Here is a 15939-nt window from a genome sequence, read left to right as displayed (position 1 = left end):
TTCCGGTCAGTCCCCGTCCGCCAGCCGGGCCGCGACGAGCGCGCAGCCCCACGACACCGTCACTCCCGCCCCGCCGTGGCCGTAGTTGTGGACCAGCCGTGCACCGCCCGGCAGCCGGCCGGCCTCCAGCCGCGCGGGGGAGCGGACCGGGCGCAGGCCGGCCCGGTGGGCCAGGACCCGGGCCTCCGCCAGCCGCGGGTCCACGCGCGCGCAGCGGTCGATGATCGACCGGGCCGTGGCGGGCGAGGGGGAGCGGTCCCAGACGTGCTCGCGCGCGGTCCCGCCGAGGATCACGCCGTACGGCTGCGGGAAGACGTGGAGGAACTCTCCCGTCGCGCCGTCCTCGGCGACGAGCCACTCGGTGACCCCCGGATCCTCCACGACGACGACCTGACCCTGCACGGGGTGCACCCGCGGGTCGGGGACGAGGTCGCGGGCGCCGAGCCCGGTGCAGTTGACGACGAGCGGTGCGCAGCGGCCCGCCTCGGCCAGGTGCGGCACGGCCCGGTGGGCGACGGTGCCGCCCGCCGCGGCGAACCGCCGCTGCAGATACCCGAGATATGCCGGCATGTCCACCAGTGGCGTACGGGCGCGGAGACCGTGACCGTAGCCCGCGGGCAGTTCTCCGTGGCCGGCCGGCCGCAGCCCGGGGACGCCCGCGGCCCAGTCGGCCCGCCGCTCCGGCTCCGTGCTCGCGTGCGTCCCCTCGACGAGCCGGACGCCCGTCTCGTCCGGCCGGTCCGCGAGGCGGGAAAGCTGCCGGAAGGACGCGAGGGCCCAGCCGCCGACCGCCTCCCGGGGCTCGATCCGGTACGGCCACCAGAGGCCGCCGGCCACGGCCGAGGTGGTCTCCGCGGGCCGCTCCCGGCTCCACACCTCCACCCGCCGCCCGGCCTCCGCCAGCACCACCGCGGTGGTCAGCCCGATGACCCCCGCCCCCACGACGATCGCATCGCCCGTCATGGCGACACCGTACCGCCGTGTCCGGAACTTCTTTTCTCGTTTATCGGGGCTGTTGACTTCTCCCTTTCCCTGTGGAATTGATGCCCCACCCGGATCCGGTCTCCGCCGAGCCTCCTTAGGAGCGCCATGTCCAGATCCAGAATTCCCCTCCTCTGCGGTGCCGCCGCCCTCGTGGCGTTGTGCGGCCCGGTGCTGCCCGCGCACGCGGCGGCCCCGGCGATCGCCGTGCCGCCCGACAAAATCGTGATCGAGGTCGCGACCGTGAACGGCTCCGGCTGCCCGCAGGGCACCGCCGCCGTGGCCGTCTCCCTCGACAACACCGCCTTCACGGTCACGTACAGCCAATACCTCGCCCAGGTGGGGCGGGGAACGAAACCGACGGACTTCCGTAAGAACTGCCAATTGAATCTGATCGTGCATGTGCCGCACGGATTCACGTACGCGATTGCGAGCGCCGACTACCGCGGATATGCCCATCTCGAACCCGGCGCCACGGGAGAGCAGCAGGCCTCGTACTACTTCCAGGGACAATCGCAGACCGCCGTCAAGACGCACCAGTTCAAGGGCGCGCTGGACGACAGCTGGCAGTCGACCGACACCAACGAGATCGCGCAGTACGTGTGGGCGCCCTGCGGAGAACAGCGCAACTTCAACATCAACACCGAGCTGACCGTCGGAGCGGGCACCTCCGACCCCTCGAAGACCACCAGCTTCATGGCCATGGACTCCACCGACGGCGCCATCAACACCGTCTACCGCCTGGCCTGGAAGGAGTGCCCGCCCAAGCCGTAGCCGCCCCGGGGGTTGTGGGAACCGTACAAGCCACCCCTTGCCCGCACTGGTATCGGCCCCGCTGTCCGGAAGCGGCCGGGACCGGCGAGGATGAACAGGTGCTCGACACCCTCGACCCCGCGGACCCTTCCTTCGCACGCGACCCCTACCCGTACTACGCGCACCTGCGCACCACGGGTCCCGCGGCGCGCGTGGCGCTGGCCAACGGCACGGACGCCTGGCTGGTCACCGGCTACCGGCAGGCCCGGGAGGTGCTGGCCGACCCGCGCTTCTCCAACGTGCCCCCGCGCGCCGCGGGCCGCCCCAAGCCGGACTCTCCCGCCCAGCGCGCCCGCGGCTGCCTCGCCCGCCACATGCTCAACACCGACGCGCCCGACCACACCCGGCTGCGCCGGCTGACCACCGCCGCCTTCACCCCGCGCCGGGTCGACGCCCTCCGCCCCCGCATCGAACGGCTCACGGCGGAACTGGTGGCGGACGTGGCGGACCGGCTCGCCCGCGAGGGCACGGCCGACCTCGTCGACGCCTTCGCCTTCCCGCTGCCCGTCCTCGTCATCGGCGAGGTGCTCGGCGTGCCCACCGCCGACCGGGCCGACCTGCGCACCTGGACCTACCAGGTCGGCTCGCCCGCGGACGCCCTCCCCGCCGGCGCCGTCGACCGCGCGTGGACCAGCCTCCACGGCTACTTCACCTCGCTCATCGCCCGGAAGCGGCGGACGCCCGGCGACGACCTCTTCAGCGCCCTCGTCCACGACGAGGCCGAGGGCGGGCTGGACGACGGCGAACTGCTCGCGATGGCGTTCCTGCTGCTCTTCGCCGGCTACGAGACGACCATGAACCTGCTCGCCTCCGCCTCGCTCCTCCTGCTCACCCACCCCGGGGAGCTGGCCGCGGCCCGGCGGGGCGGGCCCGCGCGCTGGGCCGCCGTGGCCGAGGAGGCCCTGCGCCACGCCAGCCCGCTGGAGGGGACGACGTGGCGGCGCACGACCGAGGAGGTCGACCTGGGCGACGGGGTGGTCCTGCCCGCCGACGCCTCGGTCCTCGTCGTCCTCGCCGCGGCCAACCGCGACCCCGGCGTCTTCCCGGAGCCGGACGCGTTCAGGCCCGGCCGCTACGACGCCTCCGGCGAGCGGGCAGCCGTACGGACGACCGAGCGGGCGGCTGAACGGGCGGCGCCCCACGCGGCCTTCGGGCACGGCCCGCACTTCTGCCTCGGCTCCCGGCTCGCCCGGCTCGAAGCGGAGGTAGCCCTTCCGATGCTCTTCGGTGCGGACGGCCGGATGCCGGACCTCGCCCTCGCCGCCGACCCCGCCACCCTTCCCTACCGCCCCGGCCTCCTCGTCCGCGGCCCGCGCAGCCTCCCCGTGGCCCGCGCCGGTTCCGCCGGCTGACCGGCGGATCCGCCCGGGCGCCGGGCCACGGCCTCCGCAGACCTGTCGGCCGGGTGGTCGGAGGGACTTCCTCCCCTCGCCGCACGCACGGGCTCTACAGTGGCCTGTGCCTTTGTGTGCTGCCAGGGAGGAAGTGCGTAGTGGTCGACACGGTCCGGGGTTGCGTGCTGTTACTGGACGGTACGCCTGACCGGCGACGAGGTGTCCTGCCGAATCCGACCGCGCACGCCGTCGCGGGCGCCCACCCCCGCCGCTTCCTCGCCGCGGACGCCGTGGACGTGGTCCAACTGCCCGCGGTGGAGGGCCCGCAGAGCGCCCTGGCCTATCTGCAGCACGCCGCGGCGGTGCCCGGCCCCCTCCTGGTCTGGGTGACGGGACGGCTGATGGTCCCCGCCCGCCGCGGCGGCGAGCTGCACCTGGCCCTGCCCGGCAGCACCCCCGCCACCGTCCGCTACACCGGGCTGCCCTGGGCGTGGCTGCTGCGCACCCTGCAGGCCCACGCGGGGCCGGTGCTGCTGATGGCGGACCTGGAGGCCGACACCGCCGCGTGGCCGCACGTCGTGAGCGGGGCCGGCTCCGGCGAACTCGCCCAGGGGGTGCCCCTGTTCGGCGTCGTCAACCCCGTCCCGCCGGTGCCCGCGCGCGAAGCCGGCCCCTACACGCGCGCCCTGCTCGAAGCCCTGCGGACGGGCGACCCCCACGCCGGCCCCGCGCTCGACGTGCCGGCGGTCCACCGACGGGCCCTGCTCGCCGCGGATCCGGGCCCGGACACCGTGCCCCTGCAGTGGGGAACGCCCGGCCCGGTCCTGGCGAACGTCGCCGCCGCGGCCCGTCCGCACCCGCAGCCGGAGCCCCGGTCGGCGTACGGGCCGGCTCTCTCGCGGGAACCGGCCCCCCTGCAGCCGGCGGCTTCCCCGCGGCAGCCGGAACCCGCCCCGGTCCGGCCCCCCGACCCCGTCCCCGCACCCGCCGCCGCTCCTGTCCCCGCCCCCGCGCAGGACGACCTCCTGCCCGGCATCCTGGCCGCCGCCCACGCAGGCCGGCACAACGAGGCCGCGGCCATGGCCGCCGCGGCCGAGCAACAGGCCCTGCGCCGCTACGGGCCGGACAGCCCCGAGGCGGGACTGTGGATCGAGGTCCGCGCGGACCTCGCCCGCATGGCCGGTGACCACTCCCGGGCCGCCGAGCTCTGGATGACGGCCGCCGCCGCCCGCCTCGGCCGCAGCGGACCCGCCGACGGAGAAGCCCTGGCGGCGCTGAAACGCGCTCACTACTGCTGGCAGCACAGCGGCGACCAGGCGCCCCTGCTCGCCCCCGCCCTGCTCGCCCTGTGGGAGAGGGTCCCCGGCGGCGAGGGCGCGGCCGGTCACATCCGTACGCGCCTGCAGGAAGCGGAGGAGAACGCACCGCCCACGGTGGCGTACTGACGCACCATCAAAAGCACCCCGGCTCACCACCGGGGCGCGCGGTGGTGCGCGTCGGCGCGTGCGGGCAGAGCGGGGGTGACGGGCGTGCCGGGACGGTAGCAGTCGGGTGACAGATCCCCACATAGCGAGGAGTTCGCGATGAAGCGTCTGCGCTCTGCCCTGACGACGGCTGCCGCCACCGTCCTGTTGAGTGTGGGCGGGGTGGTTCTGGCCTCACCGGCGCATGCGGATGTTGATGCCAGCGTTCTGGGCGGAACCGTCACGGCGCTGGCGGACGGAGTGATCGACGTGGGCCTCTTCAGCGGCCGCGTGCTGTCCGTTCAGAACCCGCTCGAAGGCATCGTCTGACGGCTCAGCGCGCCAGCCCGTACAGCCGCCGCGCGTTCCCGGAGCCGAGCAGCGCCGCGATCCGGGGCGCGTCGGCGGCGGCCCAGGCGCCCTCGTCCGCCCACGCCTGCGTCAACTGCCGGACCGCCCGCGTGAACAGGCGGCTGCCGGCCACGTACAGCTCGGGCAGCCCGTAGGCGTCGGTGGAGAACAGCACCTTCCCGAACGGGGCCACTTCCAGCACCTCGGCGAGGACGGCCGCGGCGCGCGCCCCGGTGTAGGAGAGCGTCAGCCCGACGTCGGCGTAGACGTGCGGGAAGACGTGGGCGAGGTAGGCCGCGTTGCGGTGGTACGGGTAGGCGTGCAGGAGCACCAGCGGGCACCCCGTGGGCCGCACGGCCTTGATGAAGTCGGTGAGCAGGGCCGGATCGCTGCGGTGCAGGCGCAGGTCGGGGTCGCCGAACCCGGTGTGGATCTGCAGGGGCAGCGCGGTTCCGGCGGCCGTCCACAGCAGGTGCCGGAGGAGTACGGGGTCGGTCAGGCGCCGGCCGCCGTCCCGCGCGGCCAGCAGCCGGCCCACGGCGGCGCCGAGCTCCCCGGGGCCCGGTGGAGCGGGGTCGAAGCCGAGGCCGTGGCGGTAGGCGGCCACCGACTTGAAGCCCACCGCCGTACGGGCCGCTTCGTGCACGGCCTCCTGCAGGCCGTCGAGGAACTCCCGGACGCTGCCGGCCTTCTGCGCCGTGCGCTCGGCGACGGTCTCCAGCCGGACGATCTCGTGGGCGCGCCCGCCGCCCGCCGCGGCGAGCTCCTCGGGGGTGGTGAGGCCGTCGGCGAGGCCGGTGTCGACGACGTAATCGGTGATGCCGGTGGCGCGCAGCAGCCGCCGGCCGGTCTCCTCCTCGCCCAGTGCGGCGCGGCGCGCGAGGTAGTCGGCGGGCGGGCAGTGCGCGGGGAGCCCGAGCAGCGGCGGGCACCAGCGGCGCACGGCGAAGCCCAGCTGGCTGTCGAAGAACGTGGTGCCGTCGGCGGCCGGCGCGTCGGACTCCGTCAAGTAGGACAGGAACCGGGCCTCGTCGAGGGGGCCGCGGGCCACGCCGTGGCAGTGGTGGTCCACCAGGTCCGGCGGGCCGGCCGGGTCCGCCGGGTTCACCAGGTCCGCAGGGTTCACCATGGGCGCAGCCCCTCCGTGGAGTCGGTTCCTCGTCAGTACCGGTGCCGGAGGTCCGAGACGACGGCCTCCGGGGAGTCGTGCCGCGTGCGCGCGTGCTCGCCTTCGCGGACGGCCAGGAACGCCTCGTAGAGCGGCTCCCCGAGGGCGTCGCGGAGCAGGTCCGAGCCGCGGAGGCGGTCGAGGGCCTCCGGCAGGCTCGTGGGCAGCCGGGGCACGGCGGCGCCGGTGACCGCCGGGTCGCCGCTGACGGGGTCGGGCAGGGTGAGCTTCTGCTCGATGCCGTTCAGGCCCGCGGCGATGACCGCGCCCGCGGTCAGGTACGGATTGGCCGTCGCGTCGATGCACTTGATCTCGGCGTTGGCGCTGCCCGCGTCCCGGGCCGGGCCGGGGATGAGGCGCAGCGCCGCCTCCCGGTTCTCGGGCCCCCAGCACTGGTAGGCGCCGGCCCACCGGGAGGGGGCGAGCCTGAGGTAGCTCGCGGGGTGCGGGGCGGTGATCGCCAGCAGGGCGGGCAGCTCGTGGAGGACGCCGGCGAGGAACGCCTCGCCGGGCCCGGTCAGGCCGAACGGCCCGTCGCCGCCGCGGAACAGGTTGCCGCCGTCCCGCCAGAGGCTGAGGTGGAGGTGCGCGCCGTTGCCCACGGTGCCGGGTTCGACGAGGGGCGCGAACGTGGCGTGCAGGCCGTGGCGCGCGGACACGGCGCGGATGGTCTCCCGGACGAGCACGGCGTGGTCGGCGGCGGTGACGGGGCCGGCCGCGGCGGTGGAGACCTCGAACTGGCCGGGGGAGTACTCCGGGTGGATCTGCAGCACGTCGATGCCCTGGGCGGCCAGGGCCCGCAGGACGTCGCGCACGTAGTCGGAGAGGCCGACGACGCGCGTCATGCCGTAGGCGGGGCCGGGGCCGGCGTAGTGCGGCGCACCCTCCTCCGGGCTGGAGCCGTTCCCGCCGGCGGCCTGCCCGTCCGCCCGTCCCGCGGCGTGGGTGACGACCCACTCGGTCTCGTACCCCATGCGCAGCCGGAGGCCGGCTCGCGCGGCCCGGTCGGTCATGCGCCGCGCGAACCGGCGCTGGCAGGCCGCGTACGGAGTGCCGTCCTGTTCGTGGCGGTCGGCCGGGGCCCAGGCCCAGCCCGGCTGGGCGGCGAGGACGGTGAGCCGGTCGAGGTCGGGGAAGAGGCGCAGGTCGCCGTCGGGGCCGCCGATGTGACGGCTGGTGACGGCGGAGTCGTCGCTGAGGTACACGTCGAAGACGGGCGACATGCCCACGCCCCACTGGGCCGCGTGGGCGAGCCGGGCGGTGGGGACGGCCTTCATGCGGGTGATGCCCGCGTTGTCGACCCAGGTCAGGGCGATGCCGTGGATGTCCTTGGCCGTGAGCCGCGCTGCTTCCTGACGTGCGGCCGAGGCCGCGGCTTCGTGCGGTGGTGTGTCCACGCTCGCTCCTGGGGATGCCCGGTGTCTCGCCACTCTTGTGGGCCATTACACCGCACGAGGGCGTGCCCGGTGACGAAACGCCGTACCCCTGGCCCGATCAGGACACCGGCCGGCGGCCGCGGAGCCGAAGCCGGGCCCGGCTGCTACCAGCGGTACCAGCGGCCCCCGCCCGAGCGGACGAGGAAGCCGAGGAGCCAGAGGACGATCACGATGATCGCGACCCACCAGAGGATCTTGAGTGCGAAGCCGGCGCCGAAGAGGAGCAGCGCGAGGAGAAGGACAATCAGCAGTGGAACCATGAGGTTCACCTCCTTTTCCTTCGTCTGCCCCCGTCCGGGCCTTCTATGGGCGGTGTGCTTCCGGCCGCCCGTCCGAATGGCCGATTCGTGGTTTGCGCTCCGGCGCACCCGGCTACACACGAGGCGCCCGCCGCAACGGGCACGGGCCCACGGAGGGGCGATGCCGCAGCTGGAGCAGGAGAGCACGGACGGGGCGACGGCGACCGCCGACGGCCCTCCGGTCCGGCTGGGCGGCAGGATGCTCACGTACCTCACCACCACCGATCACAAAGTGATCGGGAACATGTATCTGGTGACCGCCTTCTGCTTCTTCCTCCTCGCGGGGCTCATGGCGATGGTCATGCGGGCGGAACTGGCCCGTCCGGGCCTGCAGCTCGTCAGCACCGCGCAGTACAACCAGCTGGTCACCATGCACGGCACCGTCATGATGCTGCTGTTCGCGACGCCCATGTTCGCCGGGTTCGCCAACGCCGTGATGCCCCTGCAGATCGGCTCCCCGGACGTGGCGTTCCCGCGGCTGAACGCCATGACGTACTGGCTGTTCCTCCTCGGCGGGCTGATCGTCGTCTCGGGTTTCGTCGTCCCCGGCGGTGCCGCGCCCTTCGGCTGGTTCGCCTACGCCCCGCTCAACAGCGCCGTCTACTCGCCCGGCGCCGGCGGCGACCTGTGGGCGATGGGCCTGGTCGTGGCGGGCCTCAGCACGGTCCTGGGGTCGGTGAACTTCATCGCCACCATCGTGTGCCTGCGCGCGCCGGGCCTGACGATGTTCCGGATGCCGGTCTTCACCTGGAACATCCTGTTCACCTCCATCCTGGCGCTGCTCGCCTTTCCCGTCCTCACCGCCGCCCTCTTGTGCCTGGAGGCGGACCGGAAGTTCGGCGCCCACGTCTTCGACGCGGCCAACGGCGGTGCCCTGCTGTGGCAGCACCTGTTCTGGTTCTTCGGCCACCCCGAGGTCTACATCGTCGCCCTGCCGTTCTTCGGCGTGATCACCGAGATCATCCCGGTGTTCAGCCGCAAACCGCTCTTCGGCTACGCCGGGATGGTGGGCGCCACCATCGCCATCACCATGCTGTCGGCATCCGTGTGGGCGCACCACATGTTCGCGACCGGAGCCGTCCTGCTGCCCTTCTTCTCCCTGATGTCCTTCCTGATCGCCGTCCCCACCGGAGTGAAGTTCTTCAACTGGATCGGCACGATGTGGCGCGGCAGCGTCTCCTTCGAGACGCCCATGCTGTGGGCGACCGGCTTCCTCGTCACCTTCCTGCTCGGCGGCCTCAGCGGTGTCCTCATCGCCTCGCCGCCGCTCGACTTCCACGTCACCGACTCGTACTTCATCGTCGCCCACCTGCACTACGTGCTCTTCGGCACCGTCGTCTTCGCCATGTTCGGCGGCTTCTACTTCTGGTGGCCGAAATGGACGGGCCGCATGCTCGACGAACGGCTGGGGAGGATCCACTTCTTCACCCTCTTCGCCGGCTTCCAGATCACGTTCCTGGTCCAGCACTGGCTCGGCCAGTCCGGCATGCCCCGGCGCTACGCCGACTACCTCGCCGCCGACGGGTTCACCCTCATGAACACCGTCTCGTCCATCGGCGCGTTCCTGCTCGGCATCTCGACGCTGCCGTTCCTGTACAACGTGTGGCGCACCGCCCGCCACGCGCCGAAGGTGACCGTCGACGACCCTTGGGGCTACGGCCGTTCCCTGGAGTGGGCCACGAGCTGCCCGCCGCCGCGCCACAACTTCCACGCACTGCCGCGGGTGCGGTCCGATTCGCCCGCCTTCGACCTGCACCACCCGGAAGCCCTGGAGGCGGCGGAAGCCAGGAGCCTCCCCCGGTAGCCGGGAGACTCCCCGGTAGCCGGGAGCTCCCCCGACAGCGAGGAACATGTCCCGATGAAGACCGAGGCCGTCCTCTTCGCCGGCGTCGCCGGCTTCTTCCTCGTCGCCGGCGCCGTCTACGCCTGGCTCTCCGGGCGCGAACCCGCGGGAACCGCCGCGCTGACGGTGTCGTTCGTCATGGCGTCGCTGATGTCCTTCTTCTTCGCCATGAACTACCGCCGCCGGGGCGCCCGTCCGGAGGACGACAAGAAGGCCGCGATCGCCGACCGCGCGGGCCCCCTGGACTTCTTCCCGCCGCGCAGCGCCTACCCGCCCCTGACCGCCCTGGGCGCCGCCCTCTCGGCCCTGGGCATCGTCTACGGGCTGTGGCTGTTCGTCATCGGCTTCGGTGTCCTGGCCGCCGGGGTGGGCGGCATGGCCTTCCAGCACGTCCAGCGCGACTGACAGCCGCTAGGAACCGCGCCCGGCCGGCTCGGCCCCGGCGGCCGCGTCCGGCTCCTCCGGCTCGACCGGCGCGGCCGTGCGCTCCTCGATGGCGCGCCGCTGCTCGGGCGTCACGGGGACCTCGACGCGGTCACCGTAGTACCAGGAGCTCAGGGCCAGCCGCAGCCGCTGCCGGCGCGGCAGCTCCCCCCGGGGCGCCGTCAGGGGCCGCGGCACCTCACGCACCATCAGGCGGTAGCTCTGCCCGGCGGACAGCGCCTTATGGCCCTCGTCGAGCCCGCCCTGGACGTCCTGCTCGACGTTCCCGCTCTCGTGGCCCTCGGCGAGCAGCCTGCGGTCGTGCGCCTGCAGGGCCAGGCAGATGCGCCGGGTGACCCAGAACGCGAGCACCGGGCCGAGCACCACCGCGACGCGGAAGATCCAGGTCAGGGTGTTGACGGAGACCCGGAAGGAGTACGCGATCACGTCGTTGCCGCCGGCCGCCAGCAGGACCGCGTAGAAGACGATGCCGGCCACGCCCAGCGCCGTGCGGGCGGCCTGGTTGCGGGGGCGGTCGGCCAGGTGGTGCTCCGAACGGTCCCCGGCGATCCACTTCTCCAGGAAGGGGTACAGATAGAGGCCCGTGAACAGCAGGCCCGGCAGGATGACCGCCGGGATCAGCACGTTCCACATGAAGGTGTGCCCCCACAGCACCGTCTCCCACGGGGGCATCACGCGCAGGGCGCCCTCCAGGAACCCCACGTACCAGTCGGGCTGGGCGTCCGTCGCCACCTGATCGGCCCGGTAGGGCCCGTACGCCCAGACGGGGTTGACCTGGGCGAGCCCGCCGAGCGCGGTCAGCAGGCCGAAGATCATCAGGAACAGGCCCGTGGACTTAGTGACGAACTGCGGGAACATCGGCATCCCGACGGCGTTGCGGTTCGTCCGGCCGCGCTCCGCCCAGTGCGTGTGCTTGAGGTAGACCACCAGGATCAGGTGCGCGGTGATCAGGGCGATCAGCACACCGGGCACGAACAGCACGTGCACGACGTACAGCCGGGGAAGGATCACGTGCCCCGGGAACGGACCGCGCCACACGAACGAGCTCAGGTACGTGCCCACGACGGGGATCGACATCACGATCGTGTTCGCCGTCCGCATCCCCGTCCCCGAGAGCAGGTCGTCCGGCAGCGAGTAGCCGGCGAAGCCTTCGAGGAGCGCGAGGACGAACAGCGTCAGGCCCACGATCCAGTTGACCTCCCGGGGCCTGCGGAAGGCGCCCGTGAAGAACACCCGGAGCATGTGGACCGCGATCGCCGCCACGAAGACGAGCGCGGCCCAGTGGTGGACCTGCCGGATGAGCAGCCCGCCCCGCACCTCGAAGCTCAGGTCGAGCGTCGACAGGTACGCCTGCGACATGCGCAGGCCGCGCAGCGGCTCGTACGGCCCGGCGTACACGCCCTGCGTCATGCCCGGGTCGAAGAAGAGCGTCAGGTAGGAGCCGGTGAGCACCAGGACGGCGAAGCTGTAGAGGGCCAGTTCCCCCAGGAGGAACGACCAGTGGTCGGGGAACGCCTTGCGCAGCAGCGCCTTCGCCGCCTCGGCGGCCGGCAGCCGCCGGTCCAGTGCCACGAAGCCGGTCAGGGCCGCCTCCCGGACCTTCTCTTTCACCCGCCACGCTCCCTGTCGGCTCGCCGGCACCCGCTTCCGCGCGCGGGACCGCGGCTGATGGGTATCCGGCGCGCCGGGAGCTCAACCGCCTGACCGCCGGGTGTCACCCGGACCACGCGGCGCTGCGGGCGCCGTGTCGCACCGGCGCCCGCCCCTCACCTCAGCTCGTCGTCAGGAGTCAGGACGCGCTGCCGGGCAGCTCCGCCCGGACCTCCCGCGCCGCCGTGACCAGGTTCTGCAGCGAGGCCCGGACCTCGGGCCAGCCGCGGGTCTTCAGCCCGCAGTCCGGGTTGACCCACAGGCGCTCGCCGGGGATCGCCTCCAGGCCCTTGCGCAGCAGCGCCGCGGCCTCGTCCGCGCCGGGGACGCGCGGGGAGTGGATGTCGTAGACGCCGGGCCCGACCTCGCGCGGGTAGCCCGCCGTGGCCAGCTCGGCGGCGACCTGCATGTGCGAGCGGGCGGCCTCCAGGCTGATGACGTCGGCGTCGAGGTCGTCGATGGCCCGGAGGACGTCGCCGAACTCCGCGTAGCACATGTGCGTGTGGATCTGGGTGTCCGGCCGGACGCCGCTGGTGGAGAGGCGGAACGCCTCGGTCGCCCACGCCAGGTACGCGGCGTGGTCCGCGGCGCGCAGCGGCAGCGTCTCGCGCAGCGCCGGCTCGTCCACCTGGATCACCGACGTGCCCGCGGCCTCCAGGTCGGCGACCTCGTCGCGCAGGGCGAGGGCGACCTGGCGGGCGGTGTCGGCGAGCGGCTGGTCGTCGCGGACGAACGACCAGGCGAGCATGGTGACCGGGCCGGTCAGCATGCCCTTGACGGGCTTGCCCGCCACCGACTGGGCGTAGCGCGTCCAGCGGACCGTCATCGGCTCCGGGCGGGAGATGTCGCCGGCGAGGACCGGCGGGCGGACGTAGCGCGTGCCGTACGACTGGACCCAGCCGTGCTGCGTGGCCAGATAGCCCGTCAGCTGCTCGGCGAAGTACTGCACCATGTCGTTGCGCTCGGGCTCGCCGTGCACGAGGACGTCGATGCCGGCCTTTTCCTGGAAGGCGAGGACCTCGCGGATCTCGGCCTTGATGCGCTCCTCGTACGCCTCGGTGCCGATCCGCCCCGAGCGCAGGTCGGCGCGGGCGGTGCGCAGCTCCGCCGTCTGCGGGAACGAGCCGATCGTGGTGACCGGCAGCAGGGGCAGGCCGAGGTGGGCCCGCTGGGCGGCCGCCCGCTGTTCGTACGGCTGTGAGCGGCGGGCGTCGGCGTCGGTGACGGCGGCGGCGCGGGCGCGGACGGCCGGGTCCCGGGTGATGGCCGAGCCGGCCCGCGAGGCCAGGTCGGCGCGGTTGGCGGCCAGGGCGGCCGCGATGGTGTCGGGGCCCTGCGCCAGGCCGCGGGCCAGCGTCACCACCTCGGCGGTCTTCTGGCGGGCGAACGCGAGCCAGCGGGCGATCTGCGGATCGATGTCCCGCTCGGCCGCGGCGTCCAGCGGCACGTGCAGCAGGGAGCAGGACGGGGCGACGTCGACCCGGCCGGCGAGGCCGAGGAGCGTGCCGAGGGTGGACAGGGACTTCTCGAAGTCGTTGATCCACACGTTGCGGCCGTTGACGACGCCGGCGACGAGCCGCTTGCCGGGCAGCCCGCCGGCGGCCGCGAGGTCGCCGAGGTTGGCGGCGGCGGGACCGGTGAAGTCCAGGGCGAGGCCCTCGACCGGCGCCTTGGCGAGGACCGGGAGGGCCTCGCCGAGCCGGTCGAAGTAGGAGGCGACCAGCAGCCTGGGCCGGTCGGTGAGACCGCCGAGGTCGCGGTAGGCGCGGGCGGCCGCGTTGAGCTCGGCGGGGGAACGGTCCTGGACCAGGGCGGGCTCGTCGAGCTGCACCCATGCGGCGCCCGCGGCCCGCAGGTCGGCGAGGACCTCGGCGTACACCGGCAGCAGCCGGTCGAGGAGGGTGAGCGGCTCGAAGCCGGCGGCGACGCCCGGCGCGGGCTTGGCCAGCAGCAGGTACGTGACGGGGCCGACGAGCACCGGACGGGCCGTCAGGCCGAGTGCGAGGGCCTCCTTCAGCTCCGCCACCTGCTTGGCGGAGTCCGCGGCGAAGACCGTGTCGGGGCCGAGTTCGGGAACCAGATAGTGGTAGTTGGTGTCGAACCACTTGGTCATCTCCAGCGGCGCCACCTCCTGAGTGCCACGGGCCATGGCGAAGTAGCCGTCCAGGGCGTCGGCCTCGACGGCCCCGCGGTGCCGCTCGGGGATCGCGCCGACCATCACACTGGTGTCCAGGACGTGGTCGTAGAACGAGAAGTCGCCCGTGGGCACTTCGTGCACACCGGCCCCGGCCAGCTGCTGCCAGTTCGTACGGCGCAGTGCGGCGGCCGTGTCCCGCAGGGCACCGGCCGTGACGCGGCCCTTCCAGTACCCCTCGATCGCCTTCTTCAGTTCACGGCCCTGACCCTGCCGGGGGTAGCCGTGGACGGTGGCCTGTGCTGCCGCGGCTGCGGACTTGCTGGTCACGGAACTCTCCTTCGCGAGTGTGCGTGCGTCCATGACCCCGGGGACGGACGAAAGGCGCGAAGGAACGGCGGACCGGGCGGGCCCCGCCGCGATGCGGTCGCTCGTAGCGCCGCCGCGTGTGCCCGCCTGATGTGTGCGCCGACCCGCCCTCGAGGTCACCGGGATCTCCGTGCGCTCGGCAGCGCACGGGCAGTCGGCAGGTCTTCGGACTCGCGGGCACGCCACATCACATGGCACCTACTGGCCGTCGCTTCCCGGACCCGTACGGATCCAGTGCGTATGACGGCGGTCGTTCCCGCTCACCGCTGCGGGGCAGTCCCGGATTCCCACCGGGTTCCCTCTTGCGACGCGCCTGCCTGGCGAGCAGGGCGAACCAGCTGCACTGTCACTCTAGGCCGCGGGGCAGGGACACGGAAGAGTGAAGTGGCGCGCCTCACGAGGCGGTTCGCGTCGCCAGCTTCAGCCGCAGCTCCATCTCGTGCTCGCCGGAGACGTGACCGCGGTGCTCGGCGTCGAAGGCGCGCTCCAGCTCCTCCTTGACCTGGCGGACGGGATCGGCGGCACCGAACAGGTCGGCCGTGACCGTTCCCGAGAGGGGAGCCTTCCCCGGCTGCGCCGCGCCCTCGCCCAGCCGCGTGCGGGTGTCGACCGTCATGCACCAGATCATCGGGCCCGCACCGGGCGCGCCCGGGCTGGTCTCGCTGCGCGGCGGACCGGCTTCGGGGAACGCGGCCTCCAGGACGCCGAAGACGGCGCCCGCGTCCTGGTGGCCGCAGTCCGTCAGATGCACGCTGACGTGGTCCGCACTCTCCCGGGCATCCGTCACCTGCTCCTCCTCCGCCGTCGTTGCCGTGACCGGGCCGCCGCCGTGCGCGGAGAAGCCCTGCTCCGACCGTACGGCGCGCCCGGGTTCCGTGCCGCGGGCTGTGCGACCATACGGGCCAGGTGCCCCGTTCCCGCCGGGAGATGCCGTCCCGGCGCCGGCGGCCTCACCCGAACGGTGGAATGCGCCCAAAGTAATTGACTGATTACGCTTGGCGCATGACCCTGTGGAGCCCCGCACCGCCTCCGTCGCAGCCCGTGTTGCGCACCGCGGTCGCCGTGCTGGTCTCCGTCCTGCTGCTCTTCTCCGGAGGGAGCGGCACGGTGTTCGCCCTGGGCTCCGGCCCGGAAGAGGCGCCCGTGTCCGTGGAGTTCGCCACCGCGGACGACTGCGTCGCGGACAACCGCACGCCCCGCGTCCAGGTGTCGCCGGGCAGGCGTGCCTGCGTCCCCTCCCCGCAGGACTCCACGGGAGCCGGATCCCCGCCGGCCCCCGGCGGCCGGCTGACACCGCCGGCTCCCGAAGGTCCCGCGGTCACCGCCGGCCCCGCGCGCAACGACGTCCTGCGCTGCTGAGAGGAACCCCCGCCCGTCCCGGCCCCGTGGGGACGGGCCGTCGCGTCCGGCACGCCCGGAACTTTCCTCACACCTTCAGGCACGAGAAGCAGAGAGACGTCATGCCCCTCGATCCCGCGCGTGTCCTGAGCGCCTATCTGCGCGCCCAGGTCTACCGCGCCCCCGAACCCGGCCCCGAGCACACCTCCGCCGGCGGCGAGCAGCCCCCGGCCACCGCCCCGGATCCGCAGAACCCGTCCGACCCGCCGGGAAGCCCCGGCGCCACGCACCCCGCGCACCGGGGCGAAGAGAGGCC

15 protein-coding genes and 1 riboswitch are annotated in these 15939 nt (G+C 73.6%); of the genes, 8 read left to right on the top strand and 7 right to left on the bottom strand.

The genetic code is table 11. The features are described 5' to 3' along the window. Positions 1–6: 6 nt before the first annotated feature. The gene (locus B7P34_RS20440; RefSeq protein WP_106678462.1) at positions 7–963 is read right to left on the bottom strand and encodes an NAD(P)/FAD-dependent oxidoreductase; all 957 of its coding nucleotides are present in this window, start codon (positions 961–963) and stop codon (positions 7–9) included. A 126-nt stretch (positions 964–1089) separates the two neighbouring features. Between B7P34_RS20440 and B7P34_RS20435 the strand changes: the two genes are divergently transcribed. The 4 genes from B7P34_RS20435 to B7P34_RS20420 all read left to right on the top strand — a co-directional run bounded on the left by B7P34_RS20435 (position 1090) and on the right by B7P34_RS20420 (position 4921). Beyond that, entirely contained in the window at positions 1090–1755 is a 666-nt protein-coding gene (locus B7P34_RS20435; RefSeq protein ID WP_106678461.1) for a DUF4360 domain-containing protein, read from the top strand. Positions 1756–1853: 98 nt separating this feature from the next. Continuing rightward, the gene (locus B7P34_RS20430) at positions 1854–3146 is read left to right on the top strand and encodes a cytochrome P450 (protein WP_106678459.1); all 1293 of its coding nucleotides are present in this window, start codon (positions 1854–1856) and stop codon (positions 3144–3146) included. A gap of 164 nt (positions 3147–3310) precedes the next feature. After that, positions 3311–4573 (top strand): hypothetical protein, encoded by a 1263-nt coding sequence (locus B7P34_RS20425; protein WP_146166875.1) that lies wholly within the window; start codon positions 3311–3313, stop codon positions 4571–4573. A gap of 138 nt (positions 4574–4711) precedes the next feature. Further along, complete coding sequence (locus tag B7P34_RS20420) at positions 4712–4921, top strand: hypothetical protein (RefSeq protein WP_106678454.1); 210 nt, start codon at positions 4712–4714, stop codon at positions 4919–4921. Positions 4922–4925: 4 nt separating this feature from the next. On the opposite strand, the gene B7P34_RS20415 is transcribed toward B7P34_RS20420, so the two are convergent. The 3 genes from B7P34_RS20415 to B7P34_RS20405 form a co-directional block, all read right to left on the bottom strand. Next, positions 4926–6071 carry an amidohydrolase family protein gene (locus B7P34_RS20415; RefSeq protein WP_106678452.1) on the bottom strand — a complete coding sequence of 382 codons (1146 nt, stop codon included), beginning with the start codon at positions 6069–6071 and terminating at the stop codon, positions 4926–4928. A 32-nt stretch (positions 6072–6103) separates the two neighbouring features. After that, positions 6104–7507, bottom strand: a complete 1404-nt coding sequence (locus tag B7P34_RS20410) for a glutamine synthetase family protein (RefSeq protein WP_189382921.1) — start codon at positions 7505–7507, stop codon at positions 6104–6106. Positions 7508–7650: 143 nt separating this feature from the next. After that, positions 7651–7806 carry a DUF5670 family protein gene (locus tag B7P34_RS20405; RefSeq protein WP_106678500.1) on the bottom strand — a complete coding sequence of 52 codons (156 nt, stop codon included), beginning with the start codon at positions 7804–7806 and terminating at the stop codon, positions 7651–7653. 238 nt (positions 7807–8044) lie between these two features. On the opposite strand from B7P34_RS20405, the gene ctaD reads away from it, so the two are divergent. Together ctaD and ctaF are read left to right on the top strand one after the other, a co-directional pair. After that, complete coding sequence (gene ctaD, locus B7P34_RS20400) at positions 8045–9649, top strand: aa3-type cytochrome oxidase subunit I (RefSeq protein WP_223268052.1); 1605 nt, start codon at positions 8045–8047, stop codon at positions 9647–9649. A gap of 54 nt (positions 9650–9703) precedes the next feature. Continuing rightward, a complete protein-coding gene (gene ctaF, locus B7P34_RS20395; protein ID WP_106678448.1) occupies positions 9704–10093 on the top strand; it encodes an aa3-type cytochrome oxidase subunit IV in 390 nt (129 codons plus the stop codon). Between the two features lie 6 nt (positions 10094–10099). On the opposite strand, the gene qcrB is transcribed toward ctaF, so the two are convergent. The 3 genes from qcrB to B7P34_RS20380 form a co-directional block, all read right to left on the bottom strand. Then, positions 10100–11743 carry a cytochrome bc1 complex cytochrome b subunit gene (gene qcrB, locus B7P34_RS20390; RefSeq protein WP_106678446.1) on the bottom strand — a complete coding sequence of 548 codons (1644 nt, stop codon included), beginning with the start codon at positions 11741–11743 and terminating at the stop codon, positions 10100–10102. Between the two features lie 178 nt (positions 11744–11921). After that, entirely contained in the window at positions 11922–14246 is a 2325-nt protein-coding gene (gene metE, locus B7P34_RS20385) for a 5-methyltetrahydropteroyltriglutamate--homocysteine S-methyltransferase (RefSeq protein WP_106678444.1), read from the bottom strand. 178 nt (positions 14247–14424) lie between these two features. Then, positions 14425–14639, bottom strand: a riboswitch (cobalamin riboswitch). 40 nt (positions 14640–14679) lie between these two features. Then, complete coding sequence (locus B7P34_RS20380) at positions 14680–15072, bottom strand: hypothetical protein (RefSeq protein ID WP_106678442.1); 393 nt, start codon at positions 15070–15072, stop codon at positions 14680–14682. 215 nt (positions 15073–15287) lie between these two features. Here B7P34_RS20380 and B7P34_RS20375 point away from each other — a divergent pair, with 215 nt between their 5' ends. Together B7P34_RS20375 and B7P34_RS20370 are read left to right on the top strand one after the other, a co-directional pair. Continuing rightward, positions 15288–15644 carry a hypothetical protein gene (locus B7P34_RS20375; RefSeq protein WP_146166874.1) on the top strand — a complete coding sequence of 119 codons (357 nt, stop codon included), beginning with the start codon at positions 15288–15290 and terminating at the stop codon, positions 15642–15644. Between the two features lie 101 nt (positions 15645–15745). Next, on the top strand, positions 15746–15939 hold a 194-nt coding region (locus tag B7P34_RS20370), incomplete at its 3' end, for a hypothetical protein (protein ID WP_223268045.1).

The sequence above is a fragment of the Streptosporangium nondiastaticum genome, assembly GCF_003011965.1.
Lineage (GTDB): Bacteria > Actinomycetota > Actinomycetes > Streptomycetales > Streptomycetaceae > Streptomyces > Streptomyces nondiastaticus.
Note: the sequence above shows the minus strand (reverse complement) of the source record. Positions and strands in the feature narration are given on the sequence as shown.

Bases quoted from the DNA above. Each gene is read 5' to 3' on its own strand.
- ctaD (WP_223268052.1), top strand. From the start codon at position 8,045: ATGCTCACGTACCTCACCACCACCGATCACAAAGTGATCGGGAACATG.
- B7P34_RS20435 (WP_106678461.1), top strand. From the start codon at position 1,090: ATGTCCAGATCCAGAATTCCCCTCCTCTGCGGTGCCGCCGCCCTCGTG.
- B7P34_RS20375 (WP_146166874.1), top strand. From the start codon at position 15,288: ATGACCCTGTGGAGCCCCGCACCGCCTCCGTCGCAGCCCGTGTTGCGC.
- B7P34_RS20440 (WP_106678462.1), bottom strand. From the start codon at position 963: ATGACGGGCGATGCGATCGTCGTGGGGGCGGGGGTCATCGGGCTGACC.
- ctaF (WP_106678448.1), top strand. From the start codon at position 9,704: ATGAAGACCGAGGCCGTCCTCTTCGCCGGCGTCGCCGGCTTCTTCCTC.
- B7P34_RS20420 (WP_106678454.1), top strand. From the start codon at position 4,712: ATGAAGCGTCTGCGCTCTGCCCTGACGACGGCTGCCGCCACCGTCCTG.
- B7P34_RS20405 (WP_106678500.1), bottom strand. From the start codon at position 7,806: ATGGTTCCACTGCTGATTGTCCTTCTCCTCGCGCTGCTCCTCTTCGGC.
- B7P34_RS20415 (WP_106678452.1), bottom strand. From the start codon at position 6,071: ATGGTGAACCCTGCGGACCTGGTGAACCCGGCGGACCCGGCCGGCCCG.